We start from the raw sequence: 24,165 nt of genomic DNA on the forward strand, positions 1-24,165 counted from the left end.
CGGACCCTCCGCGCCGCCGGCACCGCCCGCCTCCGCGGCGCACCCACCGCCCCGGCGTCGTCGTCACCGCGTCCCGCGCCCCCGCGCGCTGCCGGGGCGCGCACGGCCAGCAGCGCGGCCGCCAGCAGCAGCGCGACGGCGAGCCCCGCGGCAGGCGGGGTCACGGACCGCCCGCCGCACCCGCGGAGCGCACCAGCCGTGCGCTCCACCACCGGCCCGTCAGCAGCAGCGCGGTGCCGGCGAGCGCGCACACCCGGCCGGCGGCGGTGCCCAGCAGCGCCTCCCACGGCGGCGCCCCCAGGGCGGCACCCAGCGCCAGCCCGGCGAGCGGCAGCAGGGAGACGGTCCGGGCGCTGACCTGTGCCCCGGCGGTGGCGGCGCGCACCGCGGCTCGCACGTCGGCCTCCGCCCGCATCCCGGCGGCGCACTGCTCCAGGGTCTCGGCGGCCGGGGCGCCGGTGCGCTCCACGAGCCGCCACACCGCCTGCACGCCCTCGGGGGCGCCGGGCGCGGGGCCTGCCCGCCCCGGGCCGCCGTCCGCGTCCGCGACACCGCCGGGCACCGCGTGCCGCCACGCCTGCGCGGGCGTCAGGCCGGCGCGCAGGAGGGCCGCGACGCGCTCAGCCAGCCGGGCCCCCTCGAGCAGGTCCGCGTCGGGGGGCGGGCGGCGCCGGCCGGGCCGCGGGCCCCGCCGGCCGGCGGGGCGCCGGGGGGCCTGCCCCCGGGGAGCCGGCCCCCGCGCACCCGCGCCCCGGAGCAGGACGGCACCACCCAGGAGGGCGGCGACGGCGAGCGCGGGGCCGGTGGCGGCGCTCACGGCGCGCCCGCCGGCAGCCCCGGCCGCTCGGCCAGCCCCAGCCGCTCGGCCAGCTCCGGCCACACCGGCCCGCGCCCGGCCGTGCCGTCGTCGTCCACCCGCAGGGCGGGCACCACGACGGCGCGCCCGCCCGGCGCGGACCGCACCAGCGCCACCTCGGACAGCCCCCGCCGGCCGGCGCGGCGGCTCACGTGCAGCACCACGTCCACCCCCGCCAGGAGTTGGGCGTCGACCGCCGCCGGTGCCGCCCCGGCGGCGGCGGCCAGGGCGTGCAGGCGCGGCACGACGTCGGCGGCGGTGTTGGCGTGCACGGTCCCGGCACCGCCGGCGTGGCCGGTGTTGAGCGCGGCCAGCAGGTCGCGCACCTCGGCGCCGCGGCACTCGCCGACGACCAGCCGGTCCGGGCGCATCCGCAGGGCCTGCCGCACCAGCACGTCCAGGCCCACGCCGCCGCGCCCCTCGACGTTCTCCCGGCGCGCCTCCAGCCGGACCACGTGGGGGTGGTCGGGGCGCAGCTCGCCGGAGTCCTCCACGAGGACGATGCGCTCGGCGGGGTCGACCTCGGCGAGCAGCGCCTGCAGCAGCGTCGTCTTGCCGGCCCCGGTGCCGCCGCTGACCAGCACGGACAGCCGGGTGGCGACGACGGCGCGCAGCACCTCCAGCCACCCGTCGGGCACCGCTCCGGCGGTGGCGAGCTCCGCGAGGCGCCAGCGGCGCAGGGCGGGCACCCGCAGGCTGATGCAGGTGCCGTCCGGCGCGAGCGGCGGCAGCACCGCGTGCAGGCGCGTGCCGTCGGCGAGGCGGGCGTCGACGAACGGGCTGGCCTCGTCGAGGCGGCGGCCCGCACCGGCGGCCAGTCGCACCGCCAGGGCGCGCACCTGCTCCTCCCCACCCACCTCGACGGCGGCGGGCCGNCGCAGCCCGCCGCCGTCGTCGACCCACACCGCTCCCCCGCCGTTGACGAGGACGTCGGTGACGCCCTCGAGGGCGAGCAGCGGCTGCAGGGGGCCGGCACCGGTGACCCGTGCGCGCACGTCGTCGACCAGGCGCAGCAGGGCGGCCGCGCCCAGCACGACGCCCTCGGCGCGGGCCGCTCGCGCCACCGCGGCCGGCTCCACCGGGCCCGCCAGGCGGGCGCGGACCCGGTCGGCCAGGTCCGCGGCGGGGGTCACCACGCGGGGACCGCGGCGCGCGCCCACCGGGCGGCGAAGACCCGCAGGGGACTGCGCCGGCTCACCGGCAGGCCCTCCCCGCGCTCCAGGGGCGCCTCGAGGTCCCGTTCGGCGCGCAGCGTGGCGGCCAGCGGCGCGCCGACGACGTCGGCGAGGACGTCCGCGTCGGCGCCCGCCCCGACGTCGCGCAGGACCAGGCGCACCTCGGGGTCCGCGCCCGCGGCGAGGCGTCGCACCTCGTCGACGGTGCAGCACGCGGCGGCGGCGGCGCGGGTGGTGGCGGGGGCGACGACCAGCACCTCGGCGCAGACGCCCAGCACGTCGGCACCCAGCTCCTCCAGCCGGCCGCGCGGCAGGTCCACCACGGTGGTGGCGAACGCGCCGCGCGCCGCCCGCAGGACCGCGCCGAGAGCCTCCCGGGTGGGCCCGGCACCGGTGCGCCGGTCACCGGCGAGCAGGTGGAGCCCGTCCTCGAGACGGACGGTGGAGCGCAGCACGTCCGGTCGCAGCCGACCGGAGACGCCGGCGAGGTCGCCCCAGCGCAGCCCCGGCAGCTGGTCCGCCCCCACCAGCAGGTCCAGGCCGCCGGCGGCGGGGTCGGCGTCCAGGAGCAGCACGTCGCCGTCCTCGGCGGCGGCCGCGGCCAGCGCGGCGGCGAGGACGCTGGCACCTCCCCCGCCGCACCCGCCGACCACCCCGACGACGCGTCCCTGCGGCCGGGGCCCGCCGGCGACGTCGACGAGGTGGTCCAGCAACCACGGCTCGGCCTCGGGCAGCAGCGCGGCGTGGTCGGCGTCGACCTCCGCGGCGTGCCGCCACCACTCGGGCCCGACCGGGGCGGTGCCCACGAGGACCACCTCGCCGGCGCCCCGGGCACGGACCTCGGCCACGTGCTGGGCCGGGGTGCCGGCGCCCGCGAGCAGCAGCGGCGGCACCGGGCCGGTGGCGGGCGCCTCCCGCAGGACGTCGCACCCCGCGACGTCGGCGAGGCGCAGGACCGCCGCGGCCAGGGAGTCGTCGGCGCCGAGCAGCAGCGCGCCCGGCGCGGAGCCGCCGGGACCGGGGCCGCCGGGAACGGGACGGGCGGGCGCGGCGGGCCGCTGCGGGCGGTGGTGTGGACGGTGGTCGGCGGGCACGGGGGCCTCCTCGCGGGTCGCGGTGGTCGCCCGTCACCGTCGCGCTCCCGGGCACCGGTCCCCGGCACCGCTGAGGAGCCCTGTGGAGGGACGGCCGCCGCCGGTCCTGTGGACGCCGCGCTGCGCCCGGAGGAGGGAGGGGGAAAGACGACGGCCCCCGCTGGGGGGGAGCGGGGGCCGTCCACGGTCCGGCTCGGGGGGGATGAGCCGGGCCCGCGATGTCGCCCGAAGGGCGTACCTCACCATTTGACCCCATCGGAGCCGCGCTGGCAATTCCTCCACGCGGTCCGATCGGAGGAAACTCGTCCGGCGGGGACCGGGGCACGCCCCGCCGGGCGCGCTGGCGGTCCTCAGCCGCGCAGGGCCGCGGCCCGGGTGAGGAAGTCGGCCGCCAGCGGAGCCGCCACGGAGCCACCGCTCGCCCCGTCGGAGACGAAGACGGCGAACGCCAGCGACCCCTGGTAGCCGATCGTCCAGGCGTGCGTGGGCAGCGGGTCCCCGGTGCCGTGCTCGGCGGTGCCGGTCTTGGCGTGCACGGGCTCGCCCGGCACCCCGCCCAGCACGGTGGCGGTGCCGGAGACGACGACCTCGCGCATGAGGTCGCCCACGGCCTCCAGGACCGCGGGGTCGGCCGCCGAGGGCGGGGCGGCAGGGGCGGCGGGCGCCGGGTCCAGCACCACCGCCGGGCGGCGCAGCTCCCGGGCCGCGACCGAGGCCGCCGCCACCGCCATCGCCAGCGGGCTGACGAGGGTGCGGCCCTGCCCGAAGCTCGCGGCGGCCAGGTCCACAGCGGACTCGGTGACGGGAACGTCCCCGGCGAAGGCGTCCACCCCGCTCGCCCACTCCGCCCCCACGCCCAGCTGCGCGGCGGTGGTGCGCAGCTCGTCGTCGTCCAGCCGCGCGCTCAGGCTCGCGAAGGCCGTGTTGCACGACTGCGCGAAGTCGGTGCGGAAGGGCACGTCCCCGAACGCCTCGCCCTCGAAGTTGCGGAAGGAGCGCCCGTCCACGGTGAACGTCGGCGCGCAGGCCACCGTCTCGGCCGGGTCGAGGCCCTGCGCCAGCAGCGCGACCGTGGTGACGACCTTGAACGTGGAGCCGGGCGGGAAGCGCCCGGTCAGGGCGAGGTCGCCCCGGTCGGCCGGGGAGCTCGCCACGGCGAGCACCTCCCCCGTGGCCGTGTCCACCGCCACGAGCGCCGACGGCGACGCCGTCGCGGCCAGCACGTCGTCGGCCTCCTGCTGCAGCGCGGCGTCCAGGCTCGTGCGCACCGGCTCGCCCGGCACGGGGTCTACGACGAGCAGGTCCTGCGGCGCGCCCTCCCCGCCGGTGGTGCGCACCGCGACGCCCACGCGGCCGGCGAGGCGCTCGTCGTACCGCTCCTGCAGGCCGGACAGCCCGGCGACGTCCCCGGCCGCGTAGCGCCCGCCGGACTCCTCCACCTTCTCCGCGGTGACCTGCCCGACGGTGCCGAGCAGGCCGCGGGCGAACTCCCTCGTCGGCGCCAGCGGCAGGGCCGACTCGCGGAAGACCGCCCCGGGGACCGGCTGCAGCGCGTCCCGCCGGGCGTCGTAGTCGTCGCGGCGCAGCGTGACGACGTCGACGAAGGCGTCGGGGTCCGCCTGCCGGACGCGCTCGGCGAGGGCGTCCGCGTCGACGCCGAGGACCTCGCCGAGCGCCGCGGCGGTCGCGGCGGGGTCGGTGGTGCGCGAGGGCTGCACACCGACCCGCACCACGGGCGTCTCGGTGACGACGGGGGTGCCGTCGCGGCCCAGGACGTCGGCGCGCGGCGGCTGGGTGCGCTCCAGGGCGAGGGTGGCGGTGCCGCCCGCGAGCGCGGGGTGCACCAGTGCGGGCTCCCACACCACCCGCCACTCCTCGTCGTCACCGCGCCGCAGCCGCAGGGCGGTGGTGTACGCGAACGCGGTGCCCTCGGGGGCTCCGTGCGCGGCGGCGAGGTCGAAGGAGACGTCCAGGCGGGCCGCGGCGCTGCCGTCGCCGGCGCTGTCGGTGTCCACCGCCGCCACGCTCACGGTGGGCGGTGCGCTCGCCAGCCCACCGGCCAGGCGCGCGTACTCGGCGGCCGGGTCCACCGGCGGCTGACCGGCGGCGGCCTCGAACAGCTCGGCGCGCCAGGTGCCTGCGGACCAGTCGCGGGCGACGTCGCCCGCCAGTCGCCGGGCCGCCGCCCCGGCGTCGTCGCGCGAGCGCGCCCAGGCGGCGGTGCCGGCGGCGGCCGCGGCGAGCACGGCGGCTCCCCCGGCGACCACGGTGCGGCGACGGGGACGCCGGGGAGTCCCCGGGCCGGGGCGGGGCGAGGGGTCGGTGCTCATCGCTTTCGATGCTCGCACGTGCGACTGCTAACCTCTTGGTCGTTGGAGGTGTCGCCTAGTCCGGTCTATGGCGCCCGCCTGCTAAGCGGGTTGGGGGCTACAACCCCCTCGCGGGTTCAAATCCCGCCACCTCCGCCGGCCCGAAGGCCCCGTCCGCACCGCGGACGGGGCCTTCGTCGTCCCCGGCCGGTCCCGTCGGCAGCGGTGAGCCGCCGGCACGACCCCTCGGCCCGACCCGTCCGGGGGTGGCCCCCGGCCCCGGACGGTCCACCGAGGCACAGAGGCGGCCGGAACCGTTGCGGCACAGCCGATTGGGCATCTGGGCCGGAGGCCGCTAGACTCGTCCACGGCTGCTGCGGAAACGCGGCGACCGGCGCCCGTAGCTCAACGGATAGAGCATCTGACTACGGATCAGAAGGTTAGGGGTTCGAGTCCCTTCGGGCGCACCACGGCCGGCAGGCCGCACAGGGCGGGTCCTCCACGGAGGGCCCGCCCTTCGTCGTCCGTGCGGGTGTCCGCTCGTGCCCGGCGGCGCCCCGCTCCAGCCAGCCGGGCGCGCCGGCTCCCCCTCCCCGGGCCGCACGAGGGACGCCCCCTCCCCCGTCCGGCTCCTCCCGCCCGCGGCCACCACCTCGCGGGGGACCCCTCGGCGGGCCCGCCGAGGCGGTGGCCGCGGCGCTCGGCGACCGGCACCCAGCGGCCGGCACGCACCCCGGGCCCCCGACCGGGCGCACCGGCGGGGAACGGCGCCCGCCACGCGACCCGCCGCACCCCAGCCCCGGAACCCCGCCGGGTGACGCCCGAACCCCCGGAACCCGATTCCCCGGCCTTTCCACGGCGGGCCGGAGCGGTGGCGGAAGGGTTCACGGAACCGACCCCGGCAGCACCGGGGAACCGGGGCCGCGGCGTTCACGGGCCGGGCGGGCGCAGGCCCGTCGCGGCCGTTCGGGACGCCCCCACCGGGGCCGGACCAGCGGATCGGCGGGCGTCGCGGCATTACCGTTCACAGCCCGGGCAGTTCGGCGGCGCAGCGCGGGAACAGACCGGGGGAACCACCCGGAGAACCCCACCCGTTCGCCGCCGAGAATGCACTCCTCGATGCGCGAACTCCCCGAGAACTGTGGTTTCATGGGGTTCAGCATCAATCACCCCACCTCGCTCCCGGGAGCCCAGCATGGCAAGCCACGACGTCGCACTGAAGGTGGCCACCGAACTGCCGGTCGGTGCCGTCGACCTCGAGATCCCCGTCAAGCGGAACGGCCGCAAGATCGGCACGTTCACCGTGAACGCGAACGGTGTCTCCTGGAACCCCTCGACCTCCAAGGCCCCGACCTCGGTCTCGTGGGAGGAGCTGCCGGCGGCGTTGTCGAGCACCGCCGCCCCGGCCGAAGCCGCCCCGGCGAAGAAGGCCGCGCCCGCCGCGAAGAAGACGACGGCGAAGAAGACCACCGCCAAGAAGGCGGCGCCCGCCGAGGCCCCGGAGGCCGAAACCGCTCCCGAGGTCACCGAGGCCCCGGCGCCCGCCAAGCGCGCCTCCGGCCGCAAGTCGGCTGAGAAGTCCGCGCCGGCGGCCAAGAAGTCCGCCCCCGCAGCGAAGAAGTCCGCGCCGGCGGCGAAGAAGTCCGCCCCCGCCGCGGTGGACGCGCGCGCCGTGCGCCAGTGGGCCGCGGAGAACGGCATCACGGTCGCCCCGCGCGGCCCCATCTCCACGAGCATCATCGACCAGTTCCGCGCCGCCACCGCCTGAGCGGCGCACCACGCAGCAGGGGGCGGGATCCTTCGGGATCCCGCCCCCTGCTGCGTTCCCGGCGCCCGCCGGGCGACACCCGTCAGCGCCCCGCGGCGCGGCGGGCCAACCTCACCAGGACGCGCCCCGCGGCACGGCCGCGGCGGCGCGGCGCCCGCTCGGCTGCGACCGAGGGCGCGGCGGGGCGGCCGAAGATGACCTCGCACAGGTCCCGGTACTTCTCGTCCGGGTCCGGCACCCAGTCGATGCGGCGCATCGCCTGGTCCTTGCCCGCGGACTCCAGCACGAACTGCCCGTACCCGAGCAACCGGCCGGGCACCGACTGGTTGTAGCTCATGTCGGTCACCTTGCTCAGCGGCATCATGGCCGTGCGGCGGTTCACCACGCCCCGCGTGAGCAGCAGCCGCTTGTCGGTGGCGACGAACCAGCCGTTGCGCCACGTCAGCAGCCGCCAGACCGCCCGCAGCAACAGCACCACCCAGGCCAGGAACAGCGCGTCGCGCAGCAGCGGCGGGTCGGGCGGCAGGCGGAACCCCAGCCACAGGACGACGGCGAAGCCCGCCACGACGCCGGTGACGGTGCCCACCAGCTGCGCCCAGTGCCGCTGGGCGGTGACGTGGGTGCGCTCACCGGCCAGGAGCCGGCGCTTCACCCAGCGCGGCAGGACGGCGCGACCGGGGTCGGACTCGTCCGCGGCGGCGAGCTCGGCGGGCGAGGACCCCGTCGTGGACGTCCCACGCACCCGTGCGCTCCGTGCGCTCAGGCCAGCAGGCCGTCGAAGAACGCCGCGACGCTGCTCACCAGGGTGCCCAGCGCTTCACCGACGCCGCGCACGAAGCCCGCGGCGGACTCGGGTGAGCGGTAGACCGCGTACAGCGCGAACGCCACCAGGACCCAGCCCAGAACCCGGCGCCACTTCATGCCCAGCCCCTCCCCGCGTTCCTCGAACGCCGTTCACCGTCACCACAAGTCAGGAAATGACCACGATCGGGCGCCATCCTGCCGGAAACGGCGCGCGAGTTCGATCACCCCGCGCCGGGAACCGGGGAGGGATCAGACCACGCCGTAGAGGCGGTCGCCGGCGTCACCCAGACCGGGGACGATGTAGCCGTTCTCGTCGAGGCGCTCGTCGACGGCGGCGGTGACCACGGTGACGTGGGCGTGCTCGTCGAACGCCGAGCGCACGACCTCGATGCCCTCGGGGGCCGCGAGCAGGCAGATGGCGGTGACGTCCACGGCGCCGCGCTCCAGCAGGTACTCGACGGCCGCGACGAGGGTGCCCCCGGTCGCCAGCATCGGGTCCAGCACGTACACCTGCCGGCCGGAGAGGTCGTCGGGCAACCGGTTGGCGTAGGTGGTCGCCTGCAGCGTGGTCTCGTCGCGGATCATCCCGAGGAAACCGACCTCAGCGGTGGGCAGGAGGCGCACCATGCCGTCGAGCATGCCGAGGCCGGCGCGCAGGATCGGCACGACGATCGGCTTGGGCGAGGTCAGCCGCACCCCCGTGGTGGGGGCGACCGGGGTGTTCACCGGGTGCGGTTCGACCCGCACCTCCCGGGTGGCCTCGTAGGCCAGCAGCGTGACGAGTTCGTCCGCCAGGCGGCGGAAGGTGGGCGAGTCGGTGGTCGCGTCCCGCAGGGCGGTGAGTTTGTGGGCGACCAGGGGGTGCTCGATGACGGAGAGGCGCACGGGGGCCCAACCTAGCTGCCCCGGCGGTGCTGGCGGCATCCGCGAGCGTCCTGCCACCATGGTCACGTGGCGTACTTCACCGCTGTGCTGACCCCGGACGGCGACGGCTGGCGCTCCGTCGACGTCGACCTGGAAGCCGGTTCCCCGGAGGAGCTGGGAGACGTGCTGCGCGGCGCCGTGGGCGACGACGCGGCGGTCCTGGCGGTCCTGGAGCGCGAGGACGAGTGGTTCGCGTTCGTGCGCACCGACGGCGACGACACGCGCGTGTTCGTCTCCGACGCGGTCGCGGCCGCCGACAGCTCCTACGCGGAGCTGTTCGCCGAGCTGCCCCCCGCGGCCGAGGTGCCGCCCCCCGGGGACGGGGACGGCGGGGCGGACGACGAGGACGGGCCGGACGACGACGAGCGCAGCTCCGGCGCGGTCCAGGGCCTGGGCGAGGCGGTGTGGGCGGGCGACCCCGAGCTGCTGGCGGACCTCGGGTGCCCGGCAACCACGATCACCCGTCTGGCGGTCTCCGGGCCGGACCCCTCGACGGCCACCGTGGAGGTCGGCGAGCTGCTCGGGTTCGCCGAGGTCCTGGAGGCGCTGCGCTGACCGGGCTCGCCCACCCGCCGCCGTGGCCGGCGTGGATGCGCCTGGCCCTCGACGAGGCGCGGGCCTGCGAGGCGTCCGGCGACGTCCCGGTGGGCGCGGTCGTCGTGGACGCCGACGGCGCCGTGCTGGGTGCGGGGCGCAACGAGCGGGAGGCGGCGCAGGACCCGACGGCGCACGCGGAGGTGCTGGCGCTGCGGGCCGCGGCCCGCGCGCGCGGGCAGTGGCGCCTGTCGGGCTGCACGCTCGTGGTGACGCTGGAGCCGTGCGTGATGTGCGCGGGCGCCCTGGTGCTCGCCCGCGTGGACCGGCTGGTGCTGGGGGCGTGGGACCCGCGGTTCGGCGCGGCGGGCTCGCTGCGGGACGTGGTGCGCGACCGCCGGCTGAACCACGTCGTCGAGGTGGCCGGTGGCGTGTTGGAGGAGGAGTGCTCGGCCCTGCTGGACGGCTTCTTCGCCGGCCGCCGCGCCTGACCGCCCGGTGGTGCCGGGGCGTCCGGGACACCTGGCGGCAACGTGTATCGTTGCCGACGGTGGTGTGTCCGAGCGGCCTAAGGAGCACGCCTCGAAAGCGTGTGAGGGGGCAACTCCTCCGTGGGTTCAAATCCCACCGCCACCGCTCGCAGGGCGAAGGCCCCCGGCTCCACGGAGCCGGGGGCCTTCGTCGTCCCCGCGGGGTCGTTCAGCAGGCCGGCGGGGCGCCCTCGGGCGCCGGCGGTGCGGGCGGGGCCAGGGCGTCCTCGGGCAGCAGCTGCTCGTAGGCGTCGCCCAGGGTGAGCTCGACACCGGTGACCGCGGGGTCCACCAGGAGCTGCGCCTCGGGGAAGCGGGCCGCGACGGCGCGGGCCTGGCCCAGCAGGTCGGGGGCGTGGCGCACCACGGCGGTGACGGGCCCGGCGGCCACGGGAGCGTTGCCGATGTCGGGGACGGTGAACCCGCGCCCGCGCAGCTGGTCGGCGACCCCCGCGGCCAGCCCGTTGCGGTCCGTGCCGTTGAGGACCTCCACGGAGACCTCCGCGGGGGCGGTCAGCGGCTGCTCGGCCGCGGCGTCGCAGGTCGGGGACGCCGGGGCGGCGACGGGGTCGGTGCCCGGCTGCCAGCGCCCCGTCCACACCAGCGCGGCCGCGCCGCCGACCGCGAGGACGAGCACGACCAGCACCGCGAAGACGGCGCGCTGCCGCCGGCGGCGGCGCACGCGGCGGCGGTGCAGCCGCTCGTAGGACGCCTCGTCGAGGTCGTCGGCGGAGTCGTCGGCGGGGGCGCCGCCCAGGACGGCGTCGTCGTCGGGCTGCACCCCGTCGTGCTCGTCGTCCACGGGCCCCTCCTAGTCCGTCAGCGTGAGCTGGTCCGTCAGCGTGAGCACGCGCGCGTGCAGCACCTGGCGCTGGTGCAGCGCGGCGCGCACCGCCCGGTGCAGGCCGTCCTCCAGGTACATCCGCCCGCGCCACTCGACGACGTGGGCGAACAGGTCGCCGAAGAAGGTGGAGTCGTCGGCCAGCAGGGCGTCCAGGTCCAGCACGCGCCGGGTCGTCGTCAGCTCGGCCAGGCGGACCTGGCGGGGCGGGACGGTGGACCACTGGCCGGTCGTGTCGTACCCGTGGTGCGGGTACGGACGCCCCTCGCCGACCGCCTGGAAGATCACAGTGAGTGAGTCTAGGTGGGCCGCACCGTCGCGGGGAGCGGACGCGCGGGGCCGGTGACGACGAGGGGCCCGCACCCGGTGCACGGGNCGGGTGCGGGCCCCTCGGCCTGCGGAGGATGCGGGATTTGAACCCGCGAGGGCGTTAACCCAACACGCTTTCCAAGCGTGCGCCATAGGCCACTAGGCGAATCCTCCAGTGCCCCCAGCGTAGCGCGCCCGGAGGGGTGCCCTCGACCGGAGGGGGTGCCCGGCGGGCGGTTGGACCGCACCCCGCCCCGGCCCGTACAGTGGGACGCAGACCCCTCGCGTGGCGTCATCCCGCTGAACCCCCCCAGGGCCGGAAGGCAGCAAGGGTAGGTGGGCTCTGGCGGGTGCGCGGGGGGTCCCTTCGTCCCCGCCGGGCTGTCGGCGGGGCGGGTTAGCCTCGGGGTCGTGACGAGCGCCCTGTACCGCCGCTACCGGCCCGAGAGCTTCGCGGAGGTCATCGGGCAGGAGCACGTCACCGTGCCGCTGTCCCAGGCGATCGCCAAGGGGCGCGTCACGCACGCGTACCTCTTCTCCGGCCCGCGCGGCTGCGGCAAGACGACCAGCGCCCGCATCCTGGCCCGTTGCCTGAACTGCGCGCAGGGCCCGACGCCCACCCCCTGCGGCACGTGCGACTCCTGCCGGGACCTGGCCAACGGCGGCGGCGGCAGCGTGGACGTGGTGGAGATCGACGCGGCCAGCCACGGCGGCGTGGACGACGCCCGCGACCTGCGCGAGCGCGTCTCGTTCGCCCCGGCCCGCGACCGCTTCAAGGTCTACATCCTCGACGAGGCGCACATGGTCACCCAGCAGGGCTTCAACGCCCTGCTGAAGACGGTGGAGGAGCCGCCGCCGCACGTGAAGTTCGTCTTCGCCACGACGGAGCCGGACAAGGTCCTCACGACGATCCGCTCGCGCACCCACCACTACCCGTTCCGGCTGGTGCCGCCGGCGCGGCTGACGTCCTACCTCGCCGAGCTCGCCGAGCGCGAGGGCGTGGGCGTCGGCAAGGGCGTGCTGCCGCTGGTGGTGCGCGCCGGCGGCGGCTCGGTGCGCGACTCCCTGTCGGTGCTGGACCAGCTCATCGCGGGCGCCGGCGACGAGGGCGTCACCTACGACGTGGCGGTCTCGCTGCTGGGGTACACGCACGCCTCGCTGCTGGACGACGTGGTCGAGGCGATCGCGGCCGGGGACGGCGCGACGGTCTTCCGCGCGGTCGAGCGGGTGGTCGAGTCCGGGCAGGAACCGCGCCGCTTCGCCGACGACCTGCTGCAGCGGCTGCGCGACCTCGTCGTCGTCGCCGCCGTGGGCGAGGGCGCCGCGGACGCGCTGGCGGTGCCCGAGGACGCGCTGGACCGGCTGCGCGCGCAGGCGGCGCACCTGGGGCGCGCGGAGCTGTCGCGGGCCGCGGACGTGGTGGCCGCCGGCCTGGAGCAGATGACGGGGGCGACCTCGCCGCGGCTGCAGCTGGAGCTGCTGTGCGCGCGCCTGCTGCTGCCGGGCGCCGACGCCGACGGCGGTCTCGGGCCGCGCCTGGAACGGCTCGAGCGGCGCCTGGCCGCGGGCCTGCCGGCAGCACCCGCCCCGGCGGCACCCGCCCCGCCCGCCGCCCCCGCGTCCCGTCCCGCCCCACCGGCCGCGCAGGCCCCCGCACCGGCGCCCGAGGCGGCACCGGCTCCGGCACCTGCCGCACCCCCCGCACCGGTCCCCGCACCGGCCGCGGACCGCGACGCCGCTCCCCCGGCGGCCACCACCTCGCCCGCCGGGCCCACCGCGCCGCAGCGGCCCGCCCCGGTCGCGGACGACGGCTGGCCGGCGGCCCGCACGCCCGGCTCGCCGCCCCCCGCCCAGCCCGCTCCGTCCTCCCCGCCCGCCCAGCCCGCCCAGTCGTCCCCGCCCGGGGAACCGGCCGAGCAGCCCGCGGCCGCCGAGGGGGCCTCGGAGGCCGAGGCGGTGCGCCGGCTGTGGACGGACGTGCTGGGCGCGCTGTTCCGGCTCAAGCGCACGACGTGGTCGCTGGTGGCGGAGAACGCCGCGGTCCAGGACTGCCGCGGCGGGGTGCTCACCCTGCGCTTCAAGACCCCGGGGCTGGCGGCGACGTTCGGGCGGGGCAACCACGCCGGTTTCGTCGCCGAGGCGCTCCTGGAGGTCACCGGCATCGAGGCGGGCGTGCAGGCCGCCGGCGCGGAGGGGGCCGGTCCGCGCGGCGGCGGCCCCCGCCGCCCGCGCCCGGGGGGCGGCCCCGGCGGCCCGCCCGCGAGCGGCGGCCGGGGCGCGCCCGCCCCGGCGCGGCGCCCGCAGCAGCCCGCGCAGCACGCCCAGCCGCAGCACGCCCAGCCGCAGCACGCCGCGGTGGTGGGCCCGGACGACGACGTGCCCCCGCCGGAGGCACCCATCGACGACCCCGGCGAGGAGCACCTCTCGGCGCCGCGGCGCGCGCAGCGCCCCGCGCCGCAGCGTCCCCCGGCCCCGCAGGCGCCCCGCGCGCCGGAGCCGGTGGCCGCGCCGTCCGCGCCGCTGGAGGAGGACGTCCCCAGCCGCGACGACGAGGACTCCGAGGACTCCCAGCTCGTGGGTGCGGCGGTGGTGGAGCAGATGCTCGGCGGCACGGTCATCTCGACCGACGAGGGTCCCTGACGCGCTCGGGGCGGGTGTCGGTGGTGGCACGTAGTCTTCCCGCGTGTACGAAGGAGTCGTCCAGGACCTGATCGACGAGCTCGGACGGCTGCCCGGCGTGGGCCCCAAGAGCGCGCAGCGCATCGCGTTCCACCTGCTGGCGGCCGACGCCGCCGACGTGCGCCGCCTCGCCGAGGTGCTCACCGAGGTCAAGAGCCGCGTCCGCTTCTGCGAGGTGTGCGGCAACGTCTCGCAGGAGCAGCTGTGCCGGGTGTGCCGGGACCCGCGGCGCGACCCGGCGGTCATCTGCGTGGTGGAGGAGTCCAAGGACGTCGTCGCCATCGAGCGCACCCGCGAGTTCCGCGGCCGCTACCACGTGCTGGGCGGCGCGATCAGCCCCATGGAGGGCGTGGGCCCGGACGACCTGCGGGTGCGTGAGCTGCTGGGGCGGCTGAGCTCCGGGGAGGTCACCGAGACGATCATCGCGACCGACCCGAACCTCGAGGGCGAGGCGACGGCGACGTACCTGGCGCGGCTGCTGCGGCCGATGGGGCTGAAGGTGACGCGGCTGGCCTCGGGGTTGCCCGTGGGCGGCGACCTGGAGTACGCCGATGAGGTGACGCTCGGACGGGCGTTCGCCGGACGGAGGTCCCTGGATGCCTGACGAGACGATCGAGACGACCGGCGCGGAGGCCGCCGAGGCGGTGGAGCTGGCGGAGCTGGCGGCGACCACGGCCCTGGAGGCCCGCGCCTACCTCGACGCGGTCACCGAGGTGGCCAGCGGCCAGATGGGCTCCACCGCGCTGTCGGTGCTGCTGCTGGCGGTGAGCCAGGTGCAGGTGGCGGGCGCGCGCCTGGGCGCGGTGGCCGACGTGGTGCCGGCGCGCCGCTTCGAGCCGGACGCCGGGCCCGACCCGGACGTGGACCCGGTGCGCGCGAGCCTGGCCAACGTCCTGAACGGCCTGGACGACTACGCCGACGTGGCGGACCCCCTGACGGACGCGGGACTGGTGCGCGGCGCGCTGTCGGACGACCTCGCCTCGGTGGCCGCGGACCTCGTGCACGGCCTGCGGCACTTCGAGCGCGGCGAGGTCAGCGAGGCGCTGTGGTGGTGGCAGTTCTCGTACCTGTCGTCGTGGGGGCCGCGCTCCACCGCGGCGCTGCGGGTGCTGCAGTCGGTGCTGGGCCACCTGCGCCTGGACGTGGACGCCGAGACGGCCTCGGACGCGGAGTTCGACGCCCTGCACCCGTGAGCGGTGGGCAGAACGCCCAGTCCGCCCGGCCCGGGAGCCCCCACCTGCCCAGCCCGCGCACGACGCGCTGGGCACGGCGGGGAGCACCGCGCGCCCTTCCGTAGAATCGCCCGTCGTGGCTCTCGTGGTGCAGAAGTACGGCGGTTCCTCGGTCGCTGACGCCGACGGGATCAAGCGCGTCGCCAAGCGGATCGCGGCGACGAAGCGCGCCGGTCACGAGGTCGTCGTCGTGGTCTCCGCGATGGGCGACACCACCGACGAGCTCATCGACCTCGCCGAGAAGGTCTCCCCGATGCCGCCGGCGCGCGAGCTGGACATGCTGCTCACCTCGGGCGAGCGCATCTCCATGGCGGTGCTGGCGATGGCCATCAGCAACCTCGGCCTCGAGGCGCGCTCGTTCACCGGGTCGCAGGCGGGCGTCATCACCGACTCCTCGCACGGGCGGGCCCGCATCATCGACGTCACGCCCGGGCGCATCCGCACCGCGCTGGACGAGGGCGCCATCGCCATCGTCGCCGGCTTCCAGGGCGTCAGCCAGGACACGAAGGACATCACCACCCTGGGCCGCGGCGGCTCGGACACCACGGCCGTCGCGCTGGCCGCGGCGCTGGGGGCCGACGTCTGCGAGATCTACACCGACGTGGACGGCGTGTTCACCGCCGACCCGCGCATCGTGCCCACCGCCCGCAAGATCAACCGCATCGCCAGCGAGGACATGCTGGAGATGGCGGCCTCGGGCGCGAAGATCCTCATGCTGCGCTGCGTGGAGTACGCGCGGAACTACGACCTGCCCATCCACGTGCGCAGCTCCTTCAGCGCGCACGAGGGCACCTGGGTGACGGACTCCCCCGTCCCCGCCGGCCTCAGCTCCCACGCCGTGGAGGAAACCGTGGAACAGCCGATCATCTCCGGCGTCGCGCACGACCGCAGCGAGGCGAAGATCACCGTCGTGGGGGTGCCGAACACCCCGGGCACGGCCGCCGCCATCTTCAAGGCGGTCGCCGAGGCGGAGATCAACATCGACATGATCGTCCAGAACAACTCCGTCGGTGCGTCCAACCGCACCGACATCTCCTTCACCCTGCCGAAGTCGGAGGGCCAGACGGCGGCGGTGGCGCTGGGCAAGGTGCAGGCCGCCGTGGGTTTCGAGCGCCTGGAGTTCGACGACCAGATCGGCAAGGTGTCGCTGATCGGGGTGGGGATGCGTTCGCACCCCGGGGTGTCGGCGACGTTCTTCGACGCGCTCGGCGCGCAGGGCATCAACATGGAGATGATCTCCACCTCGGAGATCCGCATCTCGGTCGTCACCCGCGCCGAGCAGCTCGACGACGCGGTGCGCGCGGTGCACACCGCGTTCGGCCTGGACGGCGAGGCCGAGGCCGTGGTCTACGGAGGGACCGGACGATGAGCGAGAACCGCAAGCCGACCCTCGCGGTCGTCGGCGCCACCGGCGCCGTCGGCTCCGTGATGCTCGGGATCCTGTCCGAGCGCCCCGACGTGTGGGGCGAGATCCGCCTCGTCGCCTCGGCCCGCTCCGCCGGCAAGGTGCTGCGGGTGCGCGGCGAGGACGTCGTGGTGCGGGAGCTGACGCCGGAGGTCTTCGACGGCGTCGACGTCGCCATGTTCGACGTGCCGGACGAGGTGTCCGCGCAGTGGGCGCCGGTCGCCGCCGAGCGCGGCGCGGTGGCCGTGGACAACTCCGGTGCGTTCCGGATGGACCCGGACGTGCCGCTGGTGGTCCCGGAGGTCAACGGCGCCGCCGCCCGGAACCGCCCCAAGGGCATCATCGCGAACCCGAACTGCACGACCCTGACGATGATGGACGCCCTCGGTGCGCTGCACGAGAAGTGGCAGCTCACCGAGCTGGTCGTCGCCAGCTACCAGGCGGCCTCCGGTGCGGGGCAGCCCGGTGTGGACCGGCTCTACGACGAGCTGGAGGTCGTGGCGGGGCAGCGCACGCTGGGCCAGAGCTCCGGCGACACCGCCGCCGCGATCGAGGCGAAGCTGGGTGCGGACTCCCCGTTCCAGGAGAACCTCGTCCTCAACGTCATCCCGGTCGCGGGCTCGCTGAAGGACGACGGCTGGACCAGCGAGGAGTTGAAGGTCCGCAACGAGTCCCGCAAGATCCTCGGCATCCCGGACCTGCGGGTCTCCGCGACCTGCGTGCGCGTGCCGGTGCTGACGACGCACTCGCTGGCGGTGCACGCGACGTTCGCGTCGGACGTGTCCGTGGACGAGGCCCGCGCCGCGCTGGAGGCCGCACCCAGCGTCGAGGTGCGCGACGACCTCGCGAACGGGGTGTTCCCCACCCCGGCGACCACCGTGGGCGGTGACCCGACGGTCGTCGGCCGCCTGCGGCAGGCCCTGGACTTCCCGAACACGCTCGACCTGTTCGTGTGCGGGGACAACCTGCGCAAGGGCGCGGCGCTGAACACCGCGCAGATCGCGGAACTCGTGGCGGCCGAGCTCACCGCCTGACCCCCCTGCACCGACGGCCCGCCACCCCACCCGGGTGGCGGGCCGTCGCGCGCCCGGGGAGAACGGTTCTATAGAAAATCGCAGGTAGGGTGCGGGGCGTCCGTCACCGAAGAAGGGCCCGCCCGCATGTCCACGTCCCTGCCCGCGGCGCTCGCCGCGCAGGCCGCCGAGATCACCTCACCGCGGTCCACCGCGTTCCTGCTCACCACCGCGGTGCTCGCCATCGCGCTGCTGCTCGTCCTGATCATCAAGGTGCGGCTGCACGCGTTCTACTCGCTGGTCATCGTCAGCCTGCTGACGGCGCTCGTCGCCGGCATCCCGGTCGGCGAACTGGTCGACACCCTCGTCGCCGGGTTCGGCGGCACGCTCGGCACGGTCGCGCTGCTCGTCGGGTTCGGCGCCGTGCTCGGCCGCATCATCGAGACGTCCGGCGGCGCACAGGTGCTCGCCGACACCCTCGTCAGCCGCTTCGGCGAGAAGCGCGCACCGCTGGCGCTGTCGGTGGCCTCGCTGCTCTACGGCTTCCCGATCTTCCTCGACGCCGCGTTCGTCGTGATGCTGCCGATCATCTACACGGTGGCGCGCCGCCTGGGCGGCTCGCTCCTGCTGTACGCGCTGCCGTCGGCCGGTGCGTTCCTGATGATGCACGCGCTCGTCCCGCCGCACCCGGGCCCGGTGGCGGCCTCCGAGATCCTCGGCGCCGACGTCGGTCTCACGCTGATCGTGGGGCTGCTCGTGGGCCTGCCCACCTGGTACGTGGCCGGGTACCGCCTGGCGCTCGTCCTGGCGCGGCGCACGCCCTTCTTCCCGGTGCCCGAACTGCTGGGCACCCCCTCCAGCGACCAGCCGCGCCCCCGCTTCGGCCTCGTGCTGTTCCTGCTGCTGCTGCCGCTGGTGCTGATCTTCTGCGGCACCGCCTCGGACACGGCCGTCACCAGCTACGGGGCCGACGAGGACAGCCCGCTGATCCAGGTGCTGCAGCTGATCGGCGCCACGCCGGTCGCGCTGCTCATCACCAGCGTCCTGGCGCTGCTGCTGCTGGTGGTGCGGCCCAACCGCGGCAAGGTCGGCTCCCGGCTGGAGGACCTCGTCGACGACGCCCTGGCGCCCGTCTGCTCCATCATCCTGATCACCGGCGCCGGCGGGATGTTCGGCCGCGTCCTCACCGCGACCGGCATCGGCGGTGCGCTGGCCGACGGCCTGGACGCCGCCGGCCTGCCGCTGATCCTGGCCGGGTTCGTCATCGCCATCGCGCTGCGCGTCGCACAGGGTTCGGCCACCGTGGCGGGCACCACCGCGGCCGGCCTGCTGGCACCGGCCGTGGCGGCCGCCCCGGAGCTGTCGGCGCTGCAGCTGGCCTGCATCACCGTCGCCATCACCGCCGGCGCCATCTCCTTCTCCCACGTCAACGACTCCGGGTTCTGGCTGGTGGGCCGCTTCCTGGGCCTGGACACGGCCACGACCCTGCGCACGTGGAGCGTCATCGCCACCGCGATCGGCTTCATGGCCTTCGGCCTCGTCTGGATCGTGTACACGGTCGCGCCGTGACCGCCCCGTCGTGAACGCGACCTGAACGCGTCGTGGACCACGTGCGCCCCCGGTCGCGGGCCGGGGGCGCACGTGGTCGGGTGGAGGTCCGTCGAGCCTGAGGAGGAGACGACCGTGTCGATGATGGAGCCCTTCACCCCGCACGAGAAGGACGCCGGCGAGGTCGAGGTCCCCGCCGCGGACCCCGGCACCGGCGCCCCGCCCACGGCCCCGGGCACCGGCCCGCAGGGCGAGGAGCAGGGCAGCAACGTGAGCCCGGAGCGCAGCGCCGAGGACGGCCCGCTGCCCGACTGACCCGCCCCACCGCACCGCGCGCCCCGGAGGCTCCCTCCGGGGCGCGCGGTCGCGTCCGGGCCCGTCAGCTCCCGTCCGGGCGCCCCTCCAGCTCGGCACCGCCCGGCACCGACGCCGGGGTCGCCGCCTCCTGCGTGGTCCCCCGCCACCGGGCCAGGAACCGCATGAGGTGGAACACGCCGATCGCGGTGGCGGTGCCCAGGGCGATGCCCTCGAACGCCAGGCCCTCGCGCGGCACCCAGCTGTAGTTCGCGATGCCCACGACGAGCGCGATCGCGGCGGTGGTGAGGTTCACCGGGTTCGAGAAGTCGACGCGGTTCTGCACCCAGATGCGCGCCCCCAGGATGCCGATCATCCCGTAGAGCAGCGTCGCCGCCCCGCCGAGCACACCGGCGGGCACCGAGCCGACGAGCGCGCCGAACTTCGGCGAGAAGCTCAGCACGAGCGCGGCGGCGGCCGCGACCCAGTACGCGGCGGTGGAGTACACCCTCGTCGCCGCCATGACGCCGATGTTCTCCGCGTACGTGGTGGTGCCGGACCCGCCGCCGGCGCCGGCGAGGGTGGTGGCCAGGCCGTCGGCGAGCAGCGCCCGCCCGGTGAGCGGGTCCATGTCCCGGCCCGTCATGGCGGCCACGGACTTCACGTGACCGACGTTCTCGGCCACCAGGACGAACACCACCGGCAGGAACAGCCCGAGGACCCCCGCGTCGAAGGCCGGGGCGGTGAACTGCGGCAGCCCGAACCAGGCCGCCTCCCGCACCTGCTCGAACGCGACCTCGCCGCGCAGCACCGCGCACGCGTACCCGACGACGACGCCGACGAGGATCGCCAGGCGCCCCAGCATCCCGCGGAACAGCACCGTCGCCAACACGATCGCACCGAGGGTGACCAGGGCGGTGACGGGCGCGGCGCGGAACCCGGAGCAGGAGCCGTCCGGCTGGCAGGTGCCCCACGCGGTGGGGGCCAGGTTCAGCCCGATGAGCGCCACGATCGTGCCGGTGACCACCGGGGGCATCAGCGCGTCGATCCACCGGGAGCCCGCGACGTGCACGACGGCACCGACGAGCGCCAGCAGCACGCCGGTGAGCAGGATGCCGCCCGCGGCGACGGCCAGCCCGCCGGTGGCGACGGCCGCCGCGATGGGGGCGATGAACGCGAACGACGAGCCGAGGTAGCTGGGCAGCCGGTTGCCGGTGATCAGCAGGAACAGGGCGGTGCCCACGGCGGAGAAGAACAGCGTCGTCGCCGCGGGGAAGCCGGTGATGGCCGGCACGAGGATCGTGGCGCCGAACATCGCCACGACGTGCTGCAGGCCGATGCCGACGGTGCGCGGCCAGCTCAGCCGCTCCCCCGGTTCCACGACCGCCCCTGGCCGCACCTCCCGCCCGTCGCCGTGCACCCGCCAGCCGATACCCGCCACGCCGTCTCCTCCGCTCGCCGCTCGCCCCCGGCGCGCGCCGGGGGCGGACGAAGGGTAGGGCGTCGGGGAGGATGGGGGCGTGAGCGCAACCCTCGTCGCCAAGGACCTCAGCGCGGCGCACGGGACGCGCAGCCTCTTCTCCGGCCTGGACCTCGTCATCGCCCCCGGCGACGTCGTCGGCCTGGTCGGCGCCAACGGGGCGGGCAAGTCCACGCTGCTGCGGCTGCTGGCGGGCCTCGACCGCCCCGAGTCCGGCACGGTCTCCCTGTCGCCTCCGACGGCGACCGTGGGGTACCTGCCGCAGGAGCCGGAGCGCCGCGCGGGTGAGAGCGTCGCCGCGTTCCTGGGCCGGCGCACGGGCGTGGCGGCGGCGCAGGGCGCGATGGACGCGGCCGCGCAGGAGCTCGCCGAGGGCGCCCCCGGCGCCGACGACCGCTACGCGGACGCGCTGGACCGCTGGCTGGCCCTGGGTGGCGCCGACCTCGACGAGCGCCGTGAGGAGGTCCTCGCCGACCTGGGCCTGACCGTCGACGCGGAGGTGGCGATGACGGCCCTGTCGGGCGGGCAGGCGGCGCGCGCCGGGCTGGCCGCGCTGCTGCTCTCGCGCTACGACGTCTTCCTCCTCGACGAGCCCACGAACGACCTGGACCTGGACGGCCTGGCGCGGCTGGAGCGGTTCGTGCAGCAGTTGCGCTCCCCGGCCGTCGTCGTCAGCCACGACCGCGAGTTCCTGGCCCGCACCGTGGACCGGGTGGTGGAGCTGGACCTGGCGCAGCAGCTCGTGCGGGTCGTCGGCGGCGGGTACGAGGCGTTCCTGGCGGAGCGGGAGGTGCAGCGCCGCCACGCCCGCGAGGAGTACGAGGAGTACGCCGGCACGCGCTCGGGGCTGGAGGCACGCGCCCGGATGCAGCGGAACTGGATGGCCAAGGGCGCGCGCAACGCGGTGCGCAAGGGCGACCCGGACAAGAACATCCGGGCGAAGATGCGTGAGGGCAGCGAGAAGCAGGCCGCGAAGGCCCGCCAGACGGAGCGGATGATCGAGCGGCTGGAGGTCGTGGAGGAGCCCCGCAAGGAGTGGGAGCTGCGCATGTCGATCGCCGCGGCACCGCGCTCCGGCTCGGTGGTGGCGACGCTGGGCGGTGCGGTGGCGCGGCGGGGCGCGTTCACCCTGGGCCCGGTGGACCTGCAGGTGGGCGCGGGCGACCGCGTCGCCGTGACCGGCCCGAACGGCGCGGGCAAGACGACGCTGCTGTCGCTGCTGCTGGGGCGCGTGACCCCGCAGGAGGGCACGGCGTCGCTGGGCTCGGGCGTCGAGGTGGGCGAGGTGGACCAGGCGCGCGGGCTGTTCCTGGGCGAGGAGGCGCTGGCGCGGGCGTTCGGCGCGGCGGTGCCGCAGTGGCCGGACGCGGAGGTGCGCACGCTGCTGGCGAAGTTCGGCCTGACCGCCGCGCACGTGGGCCGGCCGGCGTCGAGCCTGTCGCCGGGTGAGCGCACCCGGGCGGCGCTGGCGCTGCTGCAGGCGCGCGGGGTGAACCTGCTGGTGCTGGACGAGCCGACGAACCACCTGGACCTGCCGGCGATCGAGCAGCTGGAGCAGGCGCTGGAGGGCTACCCGGGCACGCTGCTGCTGGTCAGCCACGACCGGCGCCTGCTGGAGGCGGTGCGGGTGACGCGCCGGCTGGTCGTGGAGGGCGGCGCCGTGCGGGAGCTGTGAGCACTCCCGCACGCGCCGCCACGTTACGAGTTCGTTGCGGCTGAGCAAGAGCTGCGGGTAGCGGTTGACGCCGCAGCCCGGAAGCGCTTCTCTGCGCCAATGCCATCAGCGACCCTCCAGGCCCTCTCGGCCTCCACCACCGTGGAGCCCGACAGCGGCGTGCTCGCCAGCATCGAGTCGAGCGTCGACAGCGTCTTCTCCGACATCGCCAGGGAGCTGAGCGAGGTCATCTTCTACTCGGTGAGCATCGCCGGGGCGACCTTCCCCCTGATCGTCGGCTGGCTCGTCCTGGCCGGCCTGATCTTCACCGTGTACTTCGGCTTCATCCAGTTCCGGGGCCTGAAGGTCGCGGTCGAGACCATCCGCGGGCGGTTCAGCAGGAACTCCGACCCCGGTGAGGTCACCCACTTCCAGGCGCTGACCAGCGCCGTCTCGGGCACGGTCGGCCTGGGCAACATCGCCGGCGTGGCCGTCGCGGTCACCGTCGGCGGCCCGGGCGCCACCTTCTGGATGATCATCGCCGGCCTGCTCGGCATGTGCACGAAGTTCGTCGAGTGCACCCTGGGTGTGAAGTACCGGGAGGTCCACGAGGACGGCAGCGTCACCGGCGGGCCGTTCCGCTACCTGAAGGTGGCGTTCGCCAAGCTGAAGGTGACCTGGGTCGGCACGATCCTCACCGCGGTCTTCGCCATCGCGATCTTCTTCTTCGGCGTGGCCGGCGGCAACATGTTCCAGGCCAACCAGACCTTCGCGCAGATCCGCAACGTCACCGGCGGCGACGACGGCTTCCTGGGCAGCGACGGCGCCGCCTTCGTCTTCGGCGTCGTGCTCGCAGCCCTGGTCGGCGCGGTCATCCTGGGCGGCATCTCCTCCATCGGCCGGGTCACCTCCAGGCTGGTGCCCGCCATGGCGATCCTCTACGTCATCGCCTGCCTGATCGTGATCATCGGCAACATCGGGCAGGTCCCCGAGGCGGTCGGCGCGATCCTCAGCAACGCCTTCAACCCCGAGGGCGTCGCCGGTGGCGTGCTGGGCGCGCTCATCGTCGGCTTCCAGCGCGCGGCCTTCTCCAACGAGGCCGGCCTGGGCTCGGCGCCCATCGCGCACTCCGCGGTCAAGACCCACCGGCCCGTCTCGGAGGGCTTCGTGGCCCTGCTGGAGCCGTTCGTCGACACCGTGATCATCTGCACCATGACGGCCCTGACGATCATCATCGCCAGCCCGCAGAGCTGGCTCGACGCGCGCGCGGAGGTCGCGGCGACCGGCTCCAGCAGCGCCGACGGCGTGGTGCTGACCTCCGACGCGTTCGAGAGCGTCATCTCCTGGTTCCCGATCGTGCTGGCCATCGCCGTCACGCTCTTCGCGTTCTCCACCCTCATCACGTGGAGCTACTACTCGGAGAAGGCCTGGGCGCACTTCTTCGGCCGCTCCAGCGCCAGCCTGCTGACCTTCAAGGTCATCTACTGCGCCTTCACCGTCATCGGCACCGTCCTGACCTTCGGCTCGGTGCTGACGCTGGCGGACGCGATGCTCTTCCTCTGCGCCCTGGTCAACATCATCGGCCTGTACATCCTCGCGCCGGTCGTCAAGGACGAGCTGCGCAGCTACCTGGCCGACCGCCGCAGCGGCAAGCTGGCTCGCGAGGGCCAGGACGTCCCCACCGCCTGACCCCTCCCCTCCTCCCGGCCCCGCCAC

At 76.0% G+C, this 24,165-nt stretch carries 22 protein-coding genes, 4 tRNA genes and 1 other RNA gene; 16 read left to right on the top strand and 11 right to left on the bottom strand.

All coding sequences use genetic code 11. The features are described from left to right. Window positions 1-160: 160 nt before the first annotated feature. From MN205_RS13435 to MN205_RS13450, 4 genes are all read right to left on the bottom strand, one after another. On the bottom strand, window positions 161-817 hold the full coding sequence (locus MN205_RS13435) for a hypothetical protein (protein WP_242128093.1): 657 nt from the start codon (window positions 815-817) through the stop codon (window positions 161-163). After that, window positions 814-1,989, bottom strand: coding sequence for a TadA family conjugal transfer-associated ATPase (locus MN205_RS13440; RefSeq protein ID WP_374115941.1), 1,176 nt, complete (start codon window positions 1,987-1,989; stop codon window positions 814-816). Before MN205_RS13440 ends, MN205_RS13435 begins: the two co-directional genes overlap by 4 nt. After that, a complete protein-coding gene (gene ssd, locus MN205_RS13445) occupies window positions 1,986-3,125 on the bottom strand; it encodes a septum site-determining protein Ssd (RefSeq protein WP_242128097.1) in 1,140 nt (379 codons plus the stop codon). The genes MN205_RS13440 and ssd overlap by 4 nt, the downstream gene beginning before the upstream one ends. A 350-nt stretch (window positions 3,126-3,475) precedes the next feature. Next, complete coding sequence (locus MN205_RS13450; RefSeq protein ID WP_305037214.1) at window positions 3,476-5,455, bottom strand: penicillin-binding transpeptidase domain-containing protein; 1,980 nt, start codon at window positions 5,453-5,455, stop codon at window positions 3,476-3,478. A 44-nt stretch (window positions 5,456-5,499) separates the two neighbouring features. Between MN205_RS13450 and MN205_RS13455 the strand changes: the two genes are divergently transcribed. From MN205_RS13455 to MN205_RS13465, 3 genes are all read left to right on the top strand, one after another. Next, window positions 5,500-5,590: transfer RNA gene (locus MN205_RS13455), tRNA-Ser, on the top strand. A 238-nt stretch (window positions 5,591-5,828) separates the two neighbouring features. After that, window positions 5,829-5,904 (top strand) — tRNA-Arg (locus MN205_RS13460). Between the two features lie 725 nt (window positions 5,905-6,629). Further along, entirely contained in the window at window positions 6,630-7,202 is a 573-nt protein-coding gene (locus tag MN205_RS13465) for a histone-like nucleoid-structuring protein Lsr2 (protein ID WP_242128099.1), read from the top strand. A gap of 82 nt (window positions 7,203-7,284) precedes the next feature. On the opposite strand, the gene MN205_RS21960 is transcribed toward MN205_RS13465, so the two are convergent. The 3 genes from MN205_RS21960 to upp form a co-directional block, all read right to left on the bottom strand. Further along, entirely contained in the window at window positions 7,285-7,944 is a 660-nt protein-coding gene (locus tag MN205_RS21960; protein WP_242128101.1) for a PH domain-containing protein, read from the bottom strand. A gap of 17 nt (window positions 7,945-7,961) precedes the next feature. After that, window positions 7,962-8,123, bottom strand: a complete 162-nt coding sequence (locus tag MN205_RS13475) for a hypothetical protein (protein WP_242128103.1) — start codon at window positions 8,121-8,123, stop codon at window positions 7,962-7,964. A 132-nt stretch (window positions 8,124-8,255) separates the two neighbouring features. Further along, window positions 8,256-8,891, bottom strand: coding sequence for a uracil phosphoribosyltransferase (upp, locus tag MN205_RS13480; protein WP_242128105.1), 636 nt, complete (start codon window positions 8,889-8,891; stop codon window positions 8,256-8,258). A gap of 66 nt (window positions 8,892-8,957) precedes the next feature. On the opposite strand from upp, the gene MN205_RS13485 reads away from it, so the two are divergent. The 3 genes from MN205_RS13485 to MN205_RS13495 all read left to right on the top strand — a co-directional run bounded on the left by MN205_RS13485 (window position 8,958) and on the right by MN205_RS13495 (window position 10,100). Next, entirely contained in the window at window positions 8,958-9,485 is a 528-nt protein-coding gene (locus MN205_RS13485; RefSeq protein ID WP_242128107.1) for a tRNA adenosine deaminase-associated protein, read from the top strand. A 35-nt stretch (window positions 9,486-9,520) separates the two neighbouring features. Further along, window positions 9,521-9,955, top strand: a complete 435-nt coding sequence (tadA, locus tag MN205_RS13490) for a tRNA adenosine(34) deaminase TadA (protein ID WP_242128108.1) — start codon at window positions 9,521-9,523, stop codon at window positions 9,953-9,955. Window positions 9,956-10,013: 58 nt separating this feature from the next. Further along, window positions 10,014-10,100 (top strand) — tRNA-Ser (locus MN205_RS13495). Between the two features lie 63 nt (window positions 10,101-10,163). Here the strand turns inward: MN205_RS13495 and MN205_RS21965 are convergent. The 3 genes from MN205_RS21965 to MN205_RS13510 all read right to left on the bottom strand — a co-directional run bounded on the left by MN205_RS21965 (window position 10,164) and on the right by MN205_RS13510 (window position 11,318). Further along, window positions 10,164-10,796 (bottom strand): LytR C-terminal domain-containing protein, encoded by a 633-nt coding sequence (locus MN205_RS21965; RefSeq protein ID WP_242128111.1) that lies wholly within the window; start codon window positions 10,794-10,796, stop codon window positions 10,164-10,166. Between the two features lie 9 nt (window positions 10,797-10,805). Next, on the bottom strand, window positions 10,806-11,123 hold the full coding sequence (locus MN205_RS13505; RefSeq protein WP_242128112.1) for a type II toxin-antitoxin system VapB family antitoxin: 318 nt from the start codon (window positions 11,121-11,123) through the stop codon (window positions 10,806-10,808). 110 nt (window positions 11,124-11,233) lie between these two features. Beyond that, window positions 11,234-11,318, bottom strand: a tRNA-Ser gene (locus MN205_RS13510). A 99-nt stretch (window positions 11,319-11,417) separates the two neighbouring features. Between MN205_RS13510 and ffs the strand changes: the two genes are divergently transcribed. The 8 genes from ffs to MN205_RS13550 all read left to right on the top strand — a co-directional run bounded on the left by ffs (window position 11,418) and on the right by MN205_RS13550 (window position 19,336). Next, window positions 11,418-11,514, top strand: an RNA gene (gene ffs, locus MN205_RS13515) — signal recognition particle sRNA small type. A 41-nt stretch (window positions 11,515-11,555) separates the two neighbouring features. Then, a complete protein-coding gene (locus MN205_RS13520) occupies window positions 11,556-13,784 on the top strand; it encodes a DNA polymerase III subunit gamma and tau (protein ID WP_242128114.1) in 2,229 nt (742 codons plus the stop codon). Window positions 13,785-13,827: 43 nt separating this feature from the next. After that, on the top strand, window positions 13,828-14,427 hold the full coding sequence (gene recR, locus MN205_RS13525) for a recombination mediator RecR (protein ID WP_242128116.1): 600 nt from the start codon (window positions 13,828-13,830) through the stop codon (window positions 14,425-14,427). Next, a complete protein-coding gene (locus MN205_RS13530; RefSeq protein ID WP_242128118.1) occupies window positions 14,420-15,016 on the top strand; it encodes a DUF5063 domain-containing protein in 597 nt (198 codons plus the stop codon). The genes recR and MN205_RS13530 overlap by 8 nt, the downstream gene beginning before the upstream one ends. Window positions 15,017-15,131: 115 nt before the next feature. After that, window positions 15,132-16,424: an aspartate kinase gene (locus MN205_RS13535; protein ID WP_242128120.1), complete on the top strand. Its 1,293-nt coding sequence runs from the start codon at window positions 15,132-15,134 to the stop codon at window positions 16,422-16,424. Further along, the gene (locus MN205_RS13540) at window positions 16,421-17,494 is read left to right on the top strand and encodes an aspartate-semialdehyde dehydrogenase (RefSeq protein WP_242128123.1); all 1,074 of its coding nucleotides are present in this window, start codon (window positions 16,421-16,423) and stop codon (window positions 17,492-17,494) included. Before MN205_RS13535 ends, MN205_RS13540 begins: the two co-directional genes overlap by 4 nt. A 126-nt stretch (window positions 17,495-17,620) precedes the next feature. After that, window positions 17,621-19,042 (top strand): GntP family permease, encoded by a 1,422-nt coding sequence (locus MN205_RS13545; RefSeq protein ID WP_242128125.1) that lies wholly within the window; start codon window positions 17,621-17,623, stop codon window positions 19,040-19,042. 114 nt (window positions 19,043-19,156) lie between these two features. Next, window positions 19,157-19,336: a hypothetical protein gene (locus tag MN205_RS13550; protein ID WP_242128127.1), complete on the top strand. Its 180-nt coding sequence runs from the start codon at window positions 19,157-19,159 to the stop codon at window positions 19,334-19,336. A gap of 64 nt (window positions 19,337-19,400) precedes the next feature. Here MN205_RS13550 and MN205_RS13555 read toward each other — a convergent pair whose 3' ends face one another. Further along, complete coding sequence (locus tag MN205_RS13555) at window positions 19,401-20,756, bottom strand: uracil-xanthine permease family protein (protein ID WP_242128129.1); 1,356 nt, start codon at window positions 20,754-20,756, stop codon at window positions 19,401-19,403. 79 nt (window positions 20,757-20,835) lie between these two features. Here MN205_RS13555 and MN205_RS13560 point away from each other — a divergent pair, with 79 nt between their 5' ends. Both MN205_RS13560 and MN205_RS13565 read left to right on the top strand, forming a co-directional pair. Then, window positions 20,836-22,470 (top strand): ABC-F family ATP-binding cassette domain-containing protein, encoded by a 1,635-nt coding sequence (locus MN205_RS13560; RefSeq protein WP_242128131.1) that lies wholly within the window; start codon window positions 20,836-20,838, stop codon window positions 22,468-22,470. A gap of 99 nt (window positions 22,471-22,569) precedes the next feature. Next, on the top strand, window positions 22,570-24,138 hold the full coding sequence (locus MN205_RS13565) for a sodium:alanine symporter family protein (RefSeq protein ID WP_242128133.1): 1,569 nt from the start codon (window positions 22,570-22,572) through the stop codon (window positions 24,136-24,138). Window positions 24,139-24,165 lie beyond the last annotated feature (27 nt).

This window comes from Kineococcus sp. TRM81007, from assembly GCF_022669155.1.
Taxonomy (GTDB): Bacteria; Actinomycetota; Actinomycetes; order Actinomycetales; family Kineococcaceae; genus Kineococcus.

Bases quoted from the DNA above. Each gene is read 5' to 3' on its own strand.
- MN205_RS13450 (WP_305037214.1), bottom strand. From the start codon at position 5,455: ATGAGCACCGACCCCTCGCCCCGCCCCGGCCCGGGGACTCCCCGGCGT.
- MN205_RS13465 (WP_242128099.1), top strand. From the start codon at position 6,630: ATGGCAAGCCACGACGTCGCACTGAAGGTGGCCACCGAACTGCCGGTC.
- MN205_RS13475 (WP_242128103.1), bottom strand. From the start codon at position 8,123: ATGAAGTGGCGCCGGGTTCTGGGCTGGGTCCTGGTGGCGTTCGCGCTG.
- tadA (WP_242128108.1), top strand. From the start codon at position 9,521: ATGCGCCTGGCCCTCGACGAGGCGCGGGCCTGCGAGGCGTCCGGCGAC.
- MN205_RS13530 (WP_242128118.1), top strand. From the start codon at position 14,420: ATGCCTGACGAGACGATCGAGACGACCGGCGCGGAGGCCGCCGAGGCG.
- MN205_RS13540 (WP_242128123.1), top strand. From the start codon at position 16,421: ATGAGCGAGAACCGCAAGCCGACCCTCGCGGTCGTCGGCGCCACCGGC.
- MN205_RS13545 (WP_242128125.1), top strand. From the start codon at position 17,621: ATGTCCACGTCCCTGCCCGCGGCGCTCGCCGCGCAGGCCGCCGAGATC.
- MN205_RS13565 (WP_242128133.1), top strand. From the start codon at position 22,570: ATGCCATCAGCGACCCTCCAGGCCCTCTCGGCCTCCACCACCGTGGAG.